This window comes from Candidatus Liberibacter asiaticus (assembly GCF_000590865.3).
Taxonomy (GTDB): Bacteria; Pseudomonadota; Alphaproteobacteria; order Rhizobiales; family Rhizobiaceae; genus Liberibacter; species Liberibacter asiaticus.
The window spans coordinates 1,156,918-1,172,894 of record NZ_CP010804.2; the positions used below are offsets into that span (position 1 = coordinate 1,156,918).

Sequence of the window (15,977 nt, forward strand, 5' to 3'; positions counted from 1 at the left end):
TGCATCTGCCAATAATAAAAGAGAGAAAAAATATAACCATTTGTATTTGTTCCGTTAAAAAACGAATACGGTCAACTTATGAAAGGAAAATAGACACCGTATTGCCTTAGAGATACAGATAACGGTGATAATACAAAGGGCATTTTTTCACTAAAAAAATACCCTTTTCAGAACAATAATTCAACCTGATAAAAAGATTAATTCTATCTGTTACTCCCGATCCAATCATTACGAAGCTCTTTAGCATAATGGATATTATCTTTTTTCAAACAATCCCTTACAATTTTAATATGCGTTAGATAACTTTTTATTTTCTCATGATCGAAATCGGTTAATGGAATACCTTCTATCCCATATCTCATAAGAATTTTATCAACTTCGTCGATATATTCTTTAAAATGCGTGAAAAACTTGGAATTAAAAAAGTCCTTTTCTACGTTTTTTTGGCTTATTTTCTCTAAATATTGACCATACCCATTCTCTATATTGTCAATTAATGTGAATAATTGGGCAATATCTTTTGCCATTTCTATGTTGGGATTACCTAACAAAGCAATAACAAAAGAAAATAGAAGTACGTTAATTGCTAGCACTATCTTTATTGATACATCATAAGAGAACTTCTCTCCGAAAAACCAATAGGCAAACAAAGTGAAAAACCCTAAACAAAGTAGCCACAAAAATGTTCGGCATAGCAATTCCCAAAACTCGACACTCCAATAACGTAAAAGAGACCACAGCTTACGTTGCTCTGCTGAATCGAAGAGCCCGAATGCTCGCATTATGAATTTGAGACATTTGCCTGTACTTGACGTGATTTTGGGTATACTGTCCTCTATATCTTGCATCAACCCTTATCCCTCACTTAAGAACACCAAAAATTTTTGAAAAAACCTGTTCCGTGATTTTTATTTTGCTAACGAGAGGTAGGAAACATGATTCAGATCAGATGAGCACTCTAACTTCTTTGGAATAATCATCTCATCACCAAAATAGATCCAATCGAGTGATTTTTTTAACACTCGTTTAATCTATAAGAACGTTCCCGATTGTGAACATATTGATTCATAAAGATTAATGTCGATCCCGCCATCGTTTAAGAATACTTGTTACGATAGCTCACACTAGACAAAAATCCGGCAATGACCGCACACACACACCATTATCGAACACAAAATATTTTGAGAACCCTACCTCTGACGCTCTAGACACCTTTTTAATTACGACTAAATACGAGCATAAGAAACCATCTCACTTCGGTGCACAATATTTCTAAGCGTAACTCGGGAAAACTACAGCGAACTGCCCGCTGTATACCGAATACCATCCCCACTCTTTTTCCAGCAACGTGATGTCCTACAGACATACCAAGAACGTCCGATACCTCGCAAATATCTATGCATAAATCTCATATGAGATATGCATAGATTTCATACTAACATAATTTTAATAATATTCAAGATAAACTATTCAAATCTCGGTTGATACTCCGAATTGAGTCTGGTTTAATCGGATTTTTTACATGGCTTGTCGCAACTTTTTCCCAACCATTAAAAGGTCTATAACACTCTTTTTCCTTCTTTATATTTTCTGGAAATCCTTCATAGAACCAATCGATCCGAATTCATTCCACAAAAACAAGTTGTAGCAAATGTTGGAGATAGCATAATCCGTTTCGAAGCTATTAACGGAACTTCAATGATCAGCTAACAACTGCCCTAATACTTATTTGGATTAACTTTTGAGACATTCGTACGTCTCTAAAACATTGTCAGACTATTTTCCAATTGATATCAATGTTATGCTTTTCCATAGTTATTTTATATCTCAAATTCTCCTCTGATCCAACAATTGATGGCATCTTCAATATTATTTATTCAACGCTTATATGTACATCATTTTCAAATGATAGTACAGGTTTTTTCATCGTGTTATAAATAATATTTAAAAGTGCAATACCCTCGGAAATATCAGAAAAATCAGCACGACCATCGCTTTCTCTCAGGCTTAGGAAACCATAGCCTTCGAGAAAGATATGTTCCATATATTGCATCCTCAATGGTGACTATGGATACAATAAAAATTGCGTCCATTTTCCTGCGATGGTTTCACGCGAAAAGAGAAGACGATCATGGAGACGATAGGGACGTTCACTCCAAAATTCTATAGATAAAGGACAAATGCGAAAGCCATGCCACCAAACAGGACGGGGAATTTCTTTTTCTTGATAAAAAGAAGAATACCGCTGTACGGATTTCTGTAAATCATCAAGCGATGGCATCTTTTGTGATTGTTTTGAAGCCCATGCTCCTATTTTACTTTCCCGTGGTCGCGATGCATAATAATGATCCGATGCGAGGTCACAGTATTTTTCAACTAAACCTCGTACACGCAATTGTCGTGCCAAAGACTTCCAATGAAAGCACAACGATGCTTTGGGATTTTCCAGTATTTCTTTGCCTTTAGGGCTCTGGCTATTAGTATAAAATACAAATCCTTCCTGATCAAAATGTTTGATCAAGACTACACGTGCATTGGGAAATCCCATACGATCAGCAGTTGCCAATACTACCGCATGAGGATCATGAGATTCACTGGATTGCGCCTCTTGCATCCACTGAGATAATAACGTAAAAACTACATCATTATTAATAGGAACGTCTTGTTTCATAGATGTATCTCATTTTTTTAAATGCTGACTTTGGTTTTTTCCCCCCTAAGGAAATTTACAATAATATAAAGTAAACTTGAATATACTAACAATATTATGTAATACGTATCCAAAAGGAATAGCCCCCAAATAGGAGTTTTAGATGCTTGTAGTAGATAACCTCATGAAAGACAAACGAGGTATTGTTTTAGGTGTCGCAAATAACCGTTCGCTTGCGTGGTCGATTGCTAAGATGTGCCATGCTGCAGGTGCCAAAGTTGCGTTAACGTGGCAAGGTGATGCTACTAAGAAACGTATTGAGGGTCTTGTTGAAGGGATGGATTTTTTTATGGCAGGTCACTGCAACGTTTCGAATTCTGAGACAATTGACGATGTTTTTCGTAATTTAGAAAAGGAATGGGGAACAATCGATTTCCTAGTTCACGCCATTGCCTTTTCTGATAAAGCCGAGCTTACTGGACCGTATATCAACACAACTCGCGAAAATTTCCTGAATACAATGGATGTTTCCGTATATTCTTTCACTGCTTTGGCAGCTCGTGCATCTTCCCTAATGAATAAAGGTGGTAGCATGTTAACCCTCACGTATCTCGGCGCTGATAAAGTGATGCCGCATTATAACTGTATGGGACCTGCAAAAGCAGCGTTGCAATCCGCTGTCCGTTATCTTGCAATGGATTTAGGCAGGCAATCTGGCATTAGGGTCAATGCACTTTCTGCTGGACCGGCTAAAACTCTTGCTTCTTCTGGCATTAGCGATTTCAGATACATTCTTAAATGGAATGAGTATAACTCCCCTCTTGGACGTAACATTACACACGATGAGGTAGCCAAATCAGCGCTTTACCTGCTTTCTGATTTTTCTAGTGGCGTTACTGGTGAGTGCCATTATGTAGATGCTGGCTATCACATTGTTGGCATGAAAGCTGAAGATGCTCCTGACATCTCTGTAGTAAAAGAAAAAGATCCCGCTTCTCTATCCTCTTCTGTAAAATAAAACACATAACAATCGGGAGACGTTGCGTCTATTATCAATTAAAGAATTTTACTATGATGACTCGGTTTATGTTGAATTGTTTGATGAAATTAAACATTTTCAATATCCGTGATGGGAGTAAGGTCGTTGATAATCATCAATATTTTTCTGTGACAAAGTAGAAGCATTGATCCGTTCACAAAAAATAAAATAACGACCGGTGTTTTTTTTGAATTTTTGATGATTTGAGAATTATTCTTGGGAAGTTACTCAAAGTGTGTCAGAAAGGCTCTAAAGTATTGTTTAAGAAGATGATTTATAAAGATTCGATCATAAGGTTAAATGCTGTTTCAATGATGTGATGAGTTGCTGTTGAAGCACCGGCTTCAACAGTCAGGATATGGCGACAACGTCGTGAATTTGGAAATCCATGGAATAAACCAATCATATGGCGAGTAATCTGTTGTAACTTTCCACCCGAGTGGAGATGGCGCGCGGCATAATCAGTCATCGAGGCGCTTATTTTTCTCCAGAAATCCTTATCGACTCTTGTCTTTATAGGAGACGACCCCGTGAGAGGATTGCTAAAGTATTCATCAACGGTAGTAAGCATGGCACTGTTTTTATAGGCCGCTCGACCAATCATAACCCCATCCACAGAGGGCAAGATCTTTAAGGCTTGCGACATGTCCTCTAGACCACCATTAAGACCTATAAAAAGATCTGGGTTTTCTTTTTTTATCTCATAAACGATATCATAGTCAAGATTTGGAATTTTACGATTATCTTTGGGTGATAAACCCTTGAGAATGGCTTTACGTGCGTGAATCCATATGCCATTTACTCCTGATTTTTTTATGGATTTCACCAAATTTCGCAAAGCAACTGCAGGAATTTGATCATCAACACCGATACGACACTTCACTGTTACAGGAATAGAAAGTGCTTTGCACATGGCTGCAATACAATCGCCAACAATATCAGGATTAAGCATCAGACACGCTCCAAAAGATCCTTCATGAACACGAGCCGAGGGACAACCAACATTGAGATTAATTTCATTATATCCAAAATCTTCTACGATTTTTGCGGCTTCAACGAGTTTCGAGATATCAGCTCCACCAATTTGCAAAGCGAGTGGTTTTTCTTGCGTACTAAAACCTAAAATATTTTTTTTGTCCCCGCGTAGAATCGCATCAGCCACAATCATTTCAGTATAGAGCAAAGCATTATTGGTCAATAAGCGTGCAAAAAAACGATAATGTCGATCAGTCCAATCAACCATGGGAGCTACAGCAAAAACCTTTGATGATAAATGCGCAATATTTTTTTTTTCTGAAGAAATATGTTCTAATTCGTATGCCAACATTCCTTTTATTCCTTATAATTGTAATTTGTGCTCTTGTACAACATTCTTTCCGATTAAAACCACTATTGCTATCAAAAAATTTAACAATACATCATACACGCGTAATGAGTTTGACAAATTATGTGAAATAACATTAGAGTCGGTTCGAAAGAGTTTAATTTTTTTCGAAGCTTTATACTGGCAATTCTCGCACATTTTATTGGTAATTTTTCGCAAATTTATCCTTAATTTTATAGTATGATCTACTAACTAGCTAGTTGCTGTGATCAGCAAAATTTCTTGTTTCATCCAGATAAAGAACATCTACATACATCTAGAAAGGAAGAAAAATGGTTTTTTTTGCGCATTGCTTCAGTTTTTTTCATAGCCAAATATTAACCAAGCCTGCTTTTATGCTGGGTCTGATTGTTATGTTAGGAAATATTCTCCTTTCTAAAAAGATCACTACTGTGATTTCATCGACGATTCAAACGATTGTTGGTTTTTTGCTCCTGCGAGTAGGAGCTGATATTCTTGTCAAAAAATCCAAGGCTATTATTACTAAAATTTCTGTCATACATCATATTGATGGTTCAATTATTGATCCCTATGTTTTTATGTTCTCCTGTATAACATCTTTAGGAGATAAATATAATTTTGTCGGCTATACCGTTTTGATAGCGTTCCTTCTCAATATCCTCATGGTTATTTTTCGTCATCTCACGGGTATCCGTACCATTGTACTCAATGGAGAAGTGATGTTCCAACAAGCAGGACTAATTTTTATTTTTTTTCACACAGCATTAAACACAGAAATATGGCAATCCGTTGCCTACTCATCCTGTTTATTAGCGTTATATTGGGGCATAACATCCAACCTTTTATATAAACCGACACAAGAGATAACCAATAATGCTGGTTTTTCGATAGGACATCAACAACAGGTAGCATCTTGGATTGCGTATAAAATAGCACCTTATTTGGGTGATAGATCGGAAAATATCAACTCTCTCAAACTTTCCAAATGGCTTGTTTTACTGAATAATTACGTCATTTCTACAGCAATCGTCATGATTTTTTTTTGGGGAATAGCCCTTTTATCTTTAGGTATTGACACAGTTCAGACAATGGCTGGCAAAACACACTGGACACTTTATATTTTGGAAACAGGTCTATTGTTTGCCGTAGGAATTGCCATTATTATGCAGGGAGTCTCGATGTTTGTGAAAGAGTTGACCTCTTCATTTCGCGGGATTTCAACATCTCTCATCCCTGGTGCCATTCTTGCCATTGATTGCTCTGCAATTTATGGATTTGCTCCTAATGCATTGATATGGGGATTTATTTGGGGTGCAATCGGACAAATATCAACAATTCTTGTGATGCTTTTTTTTCATTCTCCCATACTCATTGTCCCTGGCTTTATTCCCATGTTTTTTTCTAATGCCACTATAGGAATTTTTGCCAATCATTACGGGGGATGGCGTGCAGCATCTAAAATATGTTTTGTAATGGGTGTCATTGAAATTCTTGGCAGTATTTGGGCCATTCAATTGGCAAAAACGGATAGTTGGATGGGAATGGCCGATTGGTCTCTTATCGCTCCATTGATTATGCAAGGTTTTAAATTAACTCATTTTTTTATCATTCCAATTGGTTTATTATCCGTCATTTATATGATTTATGCGCGTCGCACACTGGATGATAAACAAAGCAACAGCAATCATCATGAATAACCTGCAAGGACTTTGTTTTATTTATCCTGTAACCATTAGCTATCGCATGAATAGTATCCACAAAAAACTTTCGATATTCATTTGATTCGTGTCATTAAACACAAAAAAATATTGTCTTTTCTCACGAAAAAAGAATAAATCCTCTATTTCATCATACGCCATAATACCTAGTCATGTTTTCCAACATATAATGTGTAAATGACAAATTATTTGGCTCCTTATATTTCAAGGATTATGTAGAATGAAAGCTACTACTGCTATGAGTGTTCATCTGGTTTGGCTACGCAATGATCTTCGTATTACCGACAACAAAGCACTGTATGCCGCTTGTCATAATTCAGATGCAAAAGTAATAGCGGTATTTATTGCTACTCCCGAACAATGGCGCCAGCATGGGATATCAGCACGTCAGTCTCATTTTATATATGCTAGCCTTCTCCAAGTTCAAAAGTCTCTTTCTCAAAAAGGTATTGTCTTCCAATACCATCAATGTTCTAATTTTGATGATTCAATAGAATGGCTAGATTCTTATTGTTTGCAACAAAGGGTTACAAAACTTTTTTATAATCGCCAATACGAAATTAATGAAGTTCGGCGCGATAAACTTCTAGAAAAACGCCTCCAACATAGGGTTATCTGCAAGAGTTTTGACGATAGTGTTCTCCTGCCACCTGGGAGTATACTCAACCATGCGCTTCAAATGTATAAGGTCTATACTCCATTTCGTAAAGCATTGATACAAAACTTAGTACAAGCAGATCTGCGTTCTTTGCCTGTCCCTGCTATACGTCTCACTGGTCCTGTAACTCCAAGCAATATTCCTCGATTTTTCGATTACCCTTTTCAAGCAATAGATCCAATGTTTCCTATTGGCGAACAAAATGCGTTGCACATTTTACGTAAATTTTGCAAAGAAAAAGTATATTATTATGTTGAACAACGGGATATTCCTGCTATCCAAGGAACAAGTCAGCTATCCCCCTACTTGTCTATTGGTGTCCTATCTCCTCGTCAATGTTGGAATAGATTAAAAGAAGAATTTGTAGATCTACTGATCAAACCCAAAAGCGGCGCTTTTAGCTGGCTCAATGAACTCATTTGGCGTGAATTTTATCGCCATTTAATGGCATTTTATCCTTCTGTCTGCATGGGAAAGCCTTTCATTCCATGGACTGAAAAAATAGAATGGAACAAGGATTCTCACCTATTACAAGCATGGAAACAAGGATACACAGGGTTTCCTATTATTGATGCAGCGATGCGTCAACTCAATACGATTGGATGGATGCACAATCGCCTACGCATGATTACAGCAAGTTTTTTGGTCAAAGACCTTTTAGTAGATTGGCGAATTGGAGAAGAATATTTTATGTCACAATTACTAGACGGTGATTTAGCATCGAATAACGGCGGATGGCAATGGGCAGCATCTACTGGAAACGATTCCGTTCCCTACTTTCGCATTTTTAATCCTACCATCCAAGGAAAACGTTTTGATCCGCAAGGAACTTTTATACGTCACTGGTTACCTGAACTCAACAACGTCCCTACGCAATACATCCATGCTCCCCATAGTTGGCTGGATAAGAATGACCTATCTCTCAATTATCCACTTCCAATAGTTGATCATAAAAAAGCATGTCATCACACATTGAATCAATATTATGCCGCGAAAAAACAATCTCTATTATGACTAAGATATTGTGCTGAAAAAATGTTGATTGATTACCCAATCTATAAAAAAGTAATTGTACTGGGTATCTAGTCAATCGAACAATATACACAAAATAACAGTGCTAATTTTTCACCGTGAAAAAAATTTGACATTAAAAAACTTGATAACAATATACTGTCTTGCTATGGTCTCACCGTGCTCTATATGTGAACTATATCACATAAGACCTTTGTAATGATGTCCTTGATACAAGATGATAGGAAGAAAAGAGGGAAATATGAGATGTCTTTAGGTAAAATGATAACCTTGGATAAACAACAAAAAGCTTATCTCTTATATGTTTCTTCTATATTGATCGGCATATTTTCGGGTACGACGGATTATGTTATCTTTAATGAAACAGCAGAGTTTATTGTCAATGTTTTCGTGAGAATTTTTAAATTTATCAGTTTGCCATTAATATCTCTTTCTTTAATCGTCAGTCTATCGAAATGTGTTCCTGAACAGGGAATGGGCAAATTATGGGGAAAAACCGTATTTTATACTATGCTCACTACGATGTTAGCGGCATCAGTCGCATTGTGTACTTATGGACTTATCTCTCCTTCTAATATGATCACCAAACCAGACGTTGCCGTCAACATCGGCAAGATGAACTTCTGGAATTATGTTGCGAACTTAATCCCAAATAATGTTGTCGCTCCCTTTTTAGAAAGTCAGGTTATAGGCATTTTATTAATTTCTGGTTCCATAGGCATTGCTACTCATTTCATCACTGATAAACATATAAAAAGCTCCACTATTGTATTTTTTGAGGGGATCCATAGCATATTTCTCACGATCACCAATTGGGTTATGAAAATAATTCCCATTGCCTTAGGTAGTTTTATTGCTGTCACGATTTTGCAATTCAAAAAAGGACTCAATATCTCGGGTTTAGGAGAATATCTATCGGTTGTCATTTTATCGAATCTTATACAAGGATTCATTGTATTACCTGTTATATTGTATATAAAGGGCTTTAATCCGCTTACCATAGTCAAAGGCATGTTTCCTGCATTGGCTGTCGCCTTTTTTTCCAAATCTTCGGCTGGCACTTTGCCTGTGACCATGCGAACTGCAGAAAAAAATCTCAATATTTCTCCTGAAGTTAGCAGGTCTATCTTACCTTTTTGTACCTCTATTAATATGAATGGTTGTGCCGCTTTTATATGCATTACACTAATTTATGTTATGCAAAATAACGGCATAGAAGCAACATTTTCAACCTTGTTTTTATGGATTTTAATGGCCTCTGTTATCTCTGCGATTGGCACTGCAGGTGTTCCAATGGGATGTTTTTTTCTCAGTGCAAGTCTATTAACAAATATGGGAATACCCATTAATATCATGAGCATGATTTTACCATTTTATAGTATAGTAGATATGTTCGAAACAACATTGAACGTTTGGTCCGATTCTTGCGTAACTGTTATAGTAAACAAAAGTTATCCCAAGTCATCTGATCATCCTGAAAACGCAATAGTACAAAATAGCGTCGAGTAATAACACCATTGCTTATTCAAACGAAATAACAAATATCATAGCCGACATTGTTATGAAAAAGTATCATCATCCTGTCATTTAATTGTGGCTTTGTTAGTCATCGTCGTGGATACGCAACGTTGTATTATACTGTTGTAATAGAAATAAAAATTGCTCTTCGTTCATTATTTTAACACCTAGTTGTTGTGCCTTCTCTAACTTGGAACCAGGATTATCACCAACAATAATAATATCAGTTTTACGAGAAAGAATAGCAGAAACAACAGCACCTAACTGAGTCACATATTCTTGTGCTTTATGGCGTTGAATTTTCTGCAGGGTTCCGGTAAATACTAATTTCTTATTTTCGATCTCAGAGCTGACATTTTTTTCGTGACGCCCAATAGAAGGAGATACTTCTTTTAACAGTGCTTCTACAGCACAAATATTCCTAGGATTCTGATAAAATTCTACAATAGCCTGCGCTATTATATCTCCTACTAGAGGAACTCTTATTAAAGACAGCCAATCATCATTGTTATGTGCAATAATGTTGTTGATTTCTTGTGCAAAATTTTGATATGAGAGATAATATTTCGCCAAAGATCTGGCAATTTCTGCGCCAACATGCCGAATACCTAAGGAAAATATAAATCTTTCCAAAGAAATATTGCGTCTTTTATTAATAGAATCGTAAAGATTGGTGACACTAACATCGCCAAAACCTAGAATATTCTCAATCTTTGTAGTAGAAGTTTGTTGACGACGTTGCAATGTAAAAATATCGGCAGGAATCCTAATAGAAAAAGCAGGATCTTCTGATTTAAAGAAGAAATCCAATTGTTGTTTTCCTAAACCTTCTATATTGAAAGCATCTCGCGAGACAAAATGCTTAAGACGTTCTAATTGCTGTGCCGAGCACGCAAGTCCTCCCGTACAACGATGGGCAGCAACAAGTTTTCCTGTTTTCGGATTTAAATCACGCACTACTCGACTCTGACAGATAGGACAAAAAGAAGGAAAAGAAAACGGTTGAGCATCAGGATGTCTTTCATTGACAATAATATCCACAACTTTAGGAATCACCTCTCCGGCTCTTTTGACCAAGACCCTATCCCCTACACGAATATCCCTTCCTCCACGCATTACTTTACCAGATGCATCCAATCCTTTGATGTAATCTTCATTATGCAATGTTGCATTAGTGATTAAAGCACCTCCTATGTTAACAGGTTCAAGACGAGCTACCGGCGTGAGAATACCAGTACGACCAATTTGAATATCAATATCTAAAAGACGCGTAGATGCTTGTTTCTCTGCAAATTTATGCGATATCATCCAACGTGGGCTTCGAGCTCGTTCTCCTAATTGTTTTTGTAAAGAAAATTCATCGACCTTATATACCAATCCATCTATATCATATGGAAGAGTAGAACGTATTGATTTCATTTCATTATAATAGGATACGATACCGTGAAAAGTATTCGCTTGTCGAACTCCGTTATTAACAGGAAAGCCTAGACAACGCATTTTTTGTAGCATTTCATACTGACCTTTTGCGAATATCTCAGATGTTTTTCCTAATCCATGCACAAAAAAATTCAAATACCGAGTAATATCCGTAGGATTTAAACGACGTAATATGCCAGAAGCAGCGTTTCTAGGATTAGCATAGGGTTTTCGGCCGACTGCAATCATTTCATCATTAAGCGCAAGAAAATCATTTTTTGAGATGTAAACTTCACCACGCACTTCTATAATTTCTGGAATATTCAATGATAAAACACGAGGAATTGTCGGAATAGCACGAATACAAGCACTAACATCCTCTCCGCTATGACCGTCACCACGCAAAGCAGCATAAACAAACTTTCCTTTTTCATATCGTATAGTAATCATTGTCCCATCAATTTTAGGCTCCAGAGTAAAAAAAATGCTGTTATCATCTTTTTTTTGCCAAAAACGATAAATTCTAGTGATGAACTTACGAAGATCTTCGATATTCCAAATCTTTTCTAATGATAATGTTGGGATAGAATGAGTCACTTTAAATAAGGAGAGGTTCATTTCTCCCCCTATTTTATTCAGAGGCCCATTAGGATCTTCAGAGCGTGCTAAATCAGGAAAAGCATGTGCAATAGCATCACAACGTCTTTTTAATGCGTCATATTCAGAATCTAAGATTATAGGTTTTGAATACTGATAATAACAATCATCATGATATGATATCTCTTGTTCAAGAGACGATAATTCTTTTCTAGCTTGTTCGATACTCAATGCCTCGATTGGAATCAATTGACGTTTTTTCATTCTTATCCATCACAGAAATTCTTAATTGAAATATTTCAAGGTACTAAAATATGAACACCGTTTTTTTTCAATACATATACATCGGATTAATAAAAAAGTTATTCTTTTATTTCTCAATTACTGAAATTCTAAAAGTATTTCTGCAGCGGCGCGTGCTTCTTCAGTTATATGGCTTCCAGCTAACATACGAGCAATTTCTTCCCGACGTTCTTGTGGTGTAAGAACGGCAACATAGGTTTCTATCCTCTGCGTATCATCTGGTTTATTTGTTTTATAGACAAGAAAATGCCTATCAGCACGTGCGGCTACTTGTGGTGCATGTGTTACAGCCAATAACTGTATCTTTTTCGATAATTGCTTCAGCCGATATCCAATAGCATCTGCAACAGCTCCTCCTATCCCTGAATCCACTTCATCAAACACCAAAGTAGGAATTGATCCTTGATCAACGAGAACTATTTTTAACGCCAATAGAAACCGTGATAATTCTCCTCCTGATGCTAATTTCATCAAAGGCCCAGGATTTTCCCCTCTATTAGTCTGAACGTAAAATTCTACTCTATCGATTCCATCAGGAGAAATATCTTCTTTATCCGATGTAATATTGACCGTGAAACACACATTTTCTAACTTTAAAGCCGGCATCTCTGCCATAACATTTTTTTCTAACATTTTAGCAAACTGATACCGTTTTGTAGAAATATCTTGTGCAACACGATCATAAGCTTGCCGAGCTTCATAAAGCACTCTTTCTAACGAAACAACTTTTTCATTTCCTTCTGAAATATCAGCAAGATCTTCCTCCATTTTTTTTGCTAATTCAGGGAGCTGATCAATAGAAACAGAATACTTGCGACTCATAGCGCGTAATGCAAAGAGACGTTCTTCAATATTTGCTAATTCTTGAGCATCATATTGAATTTCTGAAAAACTCCGTTCTATTTCATGTTGAGCGTCGGATAAATTCTCTTGTGCTTCATTTAAAAAAGAAATACTTTTCTGTAATAAATCAGGAACTTCAGTGGATTTACGCTCTAGTCTTCGTAACATAGAAGAAATGACAGAAATAGGCGAAGATGACTTATGAAAGTCATCCATAATACTAGATAACTCAACAGCAATGCGCTCTTGCTTTAATATTTTTGAACGCATTACTACCAATTCATTTTCTTCTCCTGGCTGGACAGCGAGAGCTTGTAATTCGTCTATAGAAAATCGCAAAAATTCAACATCTTGAGAAGAGGATTTTTGTTCCTGATATTTTTTTAATGCATCTGCAGTACAACACCAATGACGATATAGTGTTCCCAACTCACAGAGAGAAAGGTCAATATCAGCATAAGAATCGAGAATTTTCCGATGTCCCTGAACATCAAGCAAAGAACGATCTGCATGCTGGCTATGAATCTCTATTAAAAGAGATCCTACTGCACGCATGAAATTAACACTGACTACTTGATCATTGACATAAGCTTTTGTGCGTCCATCAGGAAATTGCACACGGCGTAATATAACATGCTTTTCAAGCGTAAGATTGGCTTCTGCAAAAAGGATTTCCAGTGCTGGCAAATGAGAAATCTCAAAAACAGCAACTACCTGTCCCTTTTCTGCATGACGACGCACCAATCCTCCATCGCCTCTTCCTCCAGTCACCAAAATAAGAGCGTCTAATAAGATAGATTTTCCAGATCCAGTATCGCCACTTAGTATCGATAATCCTGCAGAAAAATCGATATCAAGACTCTCTATAAGCACAATATTATAAATTGAAAGACGTGTCAGCATAAGGAACAAACGATAATTTTAAAATCATAATTCTTAAAGAACACTATAAATATGTGTTATTCTATTTCACAAGTGTTTCAACGTACCGAGCCCAATATCCCTGAGGATAGCGTTCTTGAATAAGAGAGACCACCTCCCTTGCTTCATCCATCAGAGCAAGAGCAACATATGCTTCCACAAGTCTAGCCATTGCCTCTTCGGCATGTTCTGCATCAGAATAGTTTGCAAGAACTAATTGAAACCGTGGAATGGCTGCTACGTATTCTCCTCTTTTTAGATAATAGCGCCCTATTTCTACCTCCTTGGCAGCCAATTGATTTCTTCCAACAGTAACATAAAAGCGAGCACCTTTGACATAAGGAGAATTTGTATATCGTTCAACGATTCTACTCATATACTGTAGCATTAATTTTGTAGCTCGTTGATCATAAGGGACATCCCGAATCATTTGTGCATAAGACATGCCGACAAGATAATATACATAATCAACGTTTTTTGACTCAGGATATTGCGTAATATATTCTTCCCCAAGGGAAGCAGCTTGTTGATATTTTCCCGCACTATACTGAACAAATGCAGACATCAATAAAGATTTACGTGCTACACCAGCAAAGGGAAAATCCCTTGAACATTGATTAAAATATTCATAGGCCTTGCTAAAATTCTGCTCTTTTAGAAATAGGACTGCCTTTTCATAAACTTCGCGCTGATATCGAACATCCGTAACGCTATCAAGGTAAACATCACGAGAGGATTGTCGCTCCCAACCTACTAAAAAGCATACAGCAATAGAAAAAAATATAGTTAGCGCAAATTTATACAACTGATATGCCCATGCTTCGAAAATACAAATAGCTCGTCCTAATACTGCACTCAAACCAAATAATGCACCTCTCTACACTAATCACAAATGATCTGCAGTCAACTACCACTCTACTCCAAAACAACAAAAATATCTTTCTTTTAACTCTTCTAAACATTATTTTTAGGATAAATGAACACTTACGCACCGTGATCATCAACAATCTCATAGGAATCTTTATCTGCAAAAAGAGTACACAAAGCCATATGATTTATCTCATGGCTTCCTCGACATGAACGATAACATCCGATCACAGGATAGCCTGCCAATGCTATATCACCTATTGCATCCAATGTTTTATGGCGCACGAATTCCTCACCGGAATACCGCAATCCCCCGTGATTCATCACTTGATCATCTTCAGAAATGACAACACTATTTTCTAAAGAAGCCCCTAACGCACAACCCGCTTTTCTATAGCGCTCAACATCTCGTAGAAAACCAAAGGTGCGAGCAGCATAAATTTCATTACGAAAAACTGTTTGCGTTAAATCGCCTGCCCATTTCTGAAAACCTATGATACTATTCTTGAACTCAATGGATATTTCAAAACGCATAGAACAATGGGGAGAAAACTCTGCCCATGATTCACCACTGGTAATTCGAACGGACTTAATAATGCGCAGATAACGACGCTTGGCTGTTAGTGTTTTTATTCCAATACGCTCTATAACTTCTACAAATGCCTTAGCACTTCCGTCCATGATAGGAACTTCTGTGCTATCAATTTCGATAATAACATTATCAATGCCATAAGCATAAAGTGCCGCCATTAAATGTTCAATAGTACGAACTTGACAAGAAGAAGAGCCTATAGTCGTACTCAATGTCGTTCTCAAAACATTACTCCACAATGCTGATAAGGAATCAGTGATTCCTCCAGATTGAGTACACTTAAATAATATTCCTACTCCTTCTGGTGCAGGGCACAATTTTAAATTAGCCCTTTTCCCTGAATGAATCCCGATACCCGTAATGGTGATTGAATCCGCAATTGTATGCTGTAACCGACCAATTTGAAGCATCTCCATCTCACCACTTTAAATTCCAAAAGTCCTGCAATTCGCAAGAGCTAATCTAACCTTTTCAT

13 protein-coding genes are annotated in these 15,977 nt (G+C 36.9%); 4 read left to right on the forward strand and 9 right to left on the reverse strand.

The window, feature by feature from the left end; translation table 11 throughout:
* Nucleotides 1–203: 203 nt before the first annotated feature.
* The 4 genes from CD16_RS05260 to pdxH form a co-directional block, all read right to left on the reverse strand.
* Nucleotides 204–782: a hypothetical protein gene (locus CD16_RS05260; protein ID WP_244611725.1), complete on the reverse strand. Its 579-nt coding sequence runs from the start codon at nucleotides 780–782 to the stop codon at nucleotides 204–206.
* A 434-nt stretch (nucleotides 783–1,216) separates the two neighbouring features.
* Nucleotides 1,217–1,366 (reverse strand): hypothetical protein, encoded by a 150-nt coding sequence (locus tag CD16_RS05265; RefSeq protein WP_155714015.1) that lies wholly within the window; start codon nucleotides 1,364–1,366, stop codon nucleotides 1,217–1,219.
* 507 nt (nucleotides 1,367–1,873) lie between these two features.
* On the reverse strand, nucleotides 1,874–2,044 hold the full coding sequence (locus tag CD16_RS05740; protein ID WP_015452993.1) for a hypothetical protein: 171 nt from the start codon (nucleotides 2,042–2,044) through the stop codon (nucleotides 1,874–1,876).
* Nucleotides 2,045–2,065: 21 nt separating this feature from the next.
* Complete coding sequence (gene pdxH / locus CD16_RS05270; protein WP_015452994.1) at nucleotides 2,066–2,671, reverse strand: pyridoxamine 5'-phosphate oxidase; 606 nt, start codon at nucleotides 2,669–2,671, stop codon at nucleotides 2,066–2,068.
* A 142-nt stretch (nucleotides 2,672–2,813) separates the two neighbouring features.
* Here pdxH and CD16_RS05275 point away from each other — a divergent pair, with 142 nt between their 5' ends.
* Nucleotides 2,814–3,668: an SDR family oxidoreductase gene (locus CD16_RS05275; protein ID WP_015452995.1), complete on the forward strand. Its 855-nt coding sequence runs from the start codon at nucleotides 2,814–2,816 to the stop codon at nucleotides 3,666–3,668.
* Nucleotides 3,669–3,963: 295 nt separating this feature from the next.
* Here the strand turns inward: CD16_RS05275 and dusA are convergent, their stop codons facing one another.
* A complete protein-coding gene (gene dusA, locus CD16_RS05280; RefSeq protein WP_015452996.1) occupies nucleotides 3,964–5,016 on the reverse strand; it encodes a tRNA dihydrouridine(20/20a) synthase DusA in 1,053 nt (350 codons plus the stop codon).
* A gap of 329 nt (nucleotides 5,017–5,345) precedes the next feature.
* Between dusA and ulaA the strand changes: the two genes are divergently transcribed.
* The 3 genes from ulaA (at nucleotide 5,346) to CD16_RS05295 (ending at nucleotide 9,951) form a co-directional block, all read left to right on the forward strand.
* Nucleotides 5,346–6,731, forward strand: coding sequence for a PTS ascorbate transporter subunit IIC (gene ulaA / locus CD16_RS05285; protein WP_040055332.1), 1,386 nt, complete (start codon nucleotides 5,346–5,348; stop codon nucleotides 6,729–6,731).
* A gap of 241 nt (nucleotides 6,732–6,972) precedes the next feature.
* Nucleotides 6,973–8,424 (forward strand): deoxyribodipyrimidine photo-lyase, encoded by a 1,452-nt coding sequence (phrB, locus tag CD16_RS05290; protein WP_015452998.1) that lies wholly within the window; start codon nucleotides 6,973–6,975, stop codon nucleotides 8,422–8,424.
* Between the two features lie 264 nt (nucleotides 8,425–8,688).
* Complete coding sequence (locus tag CD16_RS05295; RefSeq protein WP_015452999.1) at nucleotides 8,689–9,951, forward strand: dicarboxylate/amino acid:cation symporter; 1,263 nt, start codon at nucleotides 8,689–8,691, stop codon at nucleotides 9,949–9,951.
* A gap of 93 nt (nucleotides 9,952–10,044) precedes the next feature.
* On the opposite strand, the gene ligA is transcribed toward CD16_RS05295, so the two are convergent.
* From ligA to lpxC, 4 genes are all read right to left on the reverse strand, one after another.
* Nucleotides 10,045–12,240: an NAD-dependent DNA ligase LigA gene (gene ligA, locus CD16_RS05300; protein WP_015453000.1), complete on the reverse strand. Its 2,196-nt coding sequence runs from the start codon at nucleotides 12,238–12,240 to the stop codon at nucleotides 10,045–10,047.
* 117 nt (nucleotides 12,241–12,357) lie between these two features.
* Nucleotides 12,358–14,025, reverse strand: a complete 1,668-nt coding sequence (recN, locus tag CD16_RS05305; RefSeq protein ID WP_015453001.1) for a DNA repair protein RecN — start codon at nucleotides 14,023–14,025, stop codon at nucleotides 12,358–12,360.
* 61 nt (nucleotides 14,026–14,086) lie between these two features.
* Nucleotides 14,087–14,902: an outer membrane protein assembly factor BamD gene (locus CD16_RS05310; protein ID WP_015453002.1), complete on the reverse strand. Its 816-nt coding sequence runs from the start codon at nucleotides 14,900–14,902 to the stop codon at nucleotides 14,087–14,089.
* Nucleotides 14,903–15,027: 125 nt separating this feature from the next.
* A complete protein-coding gene (lpxC, locus tag CD16_RS05315) occupies nucleotides 15,028–15,918 on the reverse strand; it encodes a UDP-3-O-acyl-N-acetylglucosamine deacetylase (protein WP_015824991.1) in 891 nt (296 codons plus the stop codon).
* Nucleotides 15,919–15,977: the final 59 nt, after the last annotated feature.

What these genes read in the sequence shown, in the direction of transcription:
- lpxC (WP_015824991.1), bottom strand. Translation starts at nt 15,918, where the DNA reads ATGGAGATGCTTCAAATTGGTCGGTTACAGCATACAATTGCGGATTCA.
- CD16_RS05265 (WP_155714015.1), bottom strand. Translation starts at nt 1,366, where the DNA reads ATGTCTGTAGGACATCACGTTGCTGGAAAAAGAGTGGGGATGGTATTC.
- ulaA (WP_040055332.1), top strand. Translation starts at nt 5,346, where the DNA reads ATGGTTTTTTTTGCGCATTGCTTCAGTTTTTTTCATAGCCAAATATTA.
- recN (WP_015453001.1), bottom strand. Translation starts at nt 14,025, where the DNA reads ATGCTGACACGTCTTTCAATTTATAATATTGTGCTTATAGAGAGTCTT.
- dusA (WP_015452996.1), bottom strand. Translation starts at nt 5,016, where the DNA reads ATGTTGGCATACGAATTAGAACATATTTCTTCAGAAAAAAAAAATATT.
- CD16_RS05740 (WP_015452993.1), bottom strand. Translation starts at nt 2,044, where the DNA reads ATGGAACATATCTTTCTCGAAGGCTATGGTTTCCTAAGCCTGAGAGAA.
- phrB (WP_015452998.1), top strand. Translation starts at nt 6,973, where the DNA reads ATGAAAGCTACTACTGCTATGAGTGTTCATCTGGTTTGGCTACGCAAT.
- pdxH (WP_015452994.1), bottom strand. Translation starts at nt 2,671, where the DNA reads ATGAAACAAGACGTTCCTATTAATAATGATGTAGTTTTTACGTTATTA.
- CD16_RS05260 (WP_244611725.1), bottom strand. Translation starts at nt 782, where the DNA reads ATGCGAGCATTCGGGCTCTTCGATTCAGCAGAGCAACGTAAGCTGTGG.
- ligA (WP_015453000.1), bottom strand. Translation starts at nt 12,240, where the DNA reads ATGAAAAAACGTCAATTGATTCCAATCGAGGCATTGAGTATCGAACAA.
- CD16_RS05295 (WP_015452999.1), top strand. Translation starts at nt 8,689, where the DNA reads ATGTCTTTAGGTAAAATGATAACCTTGGATAAACAACAAAAAGCTTAT.
- CD16_RS05275 (WP_015452995.1), top strand. Translation starts at nt 2,814, where the DNA reads ATGCTTGTAGTAGATAACCTCATGAAAGACAAACGAGGTATTGTTTTA.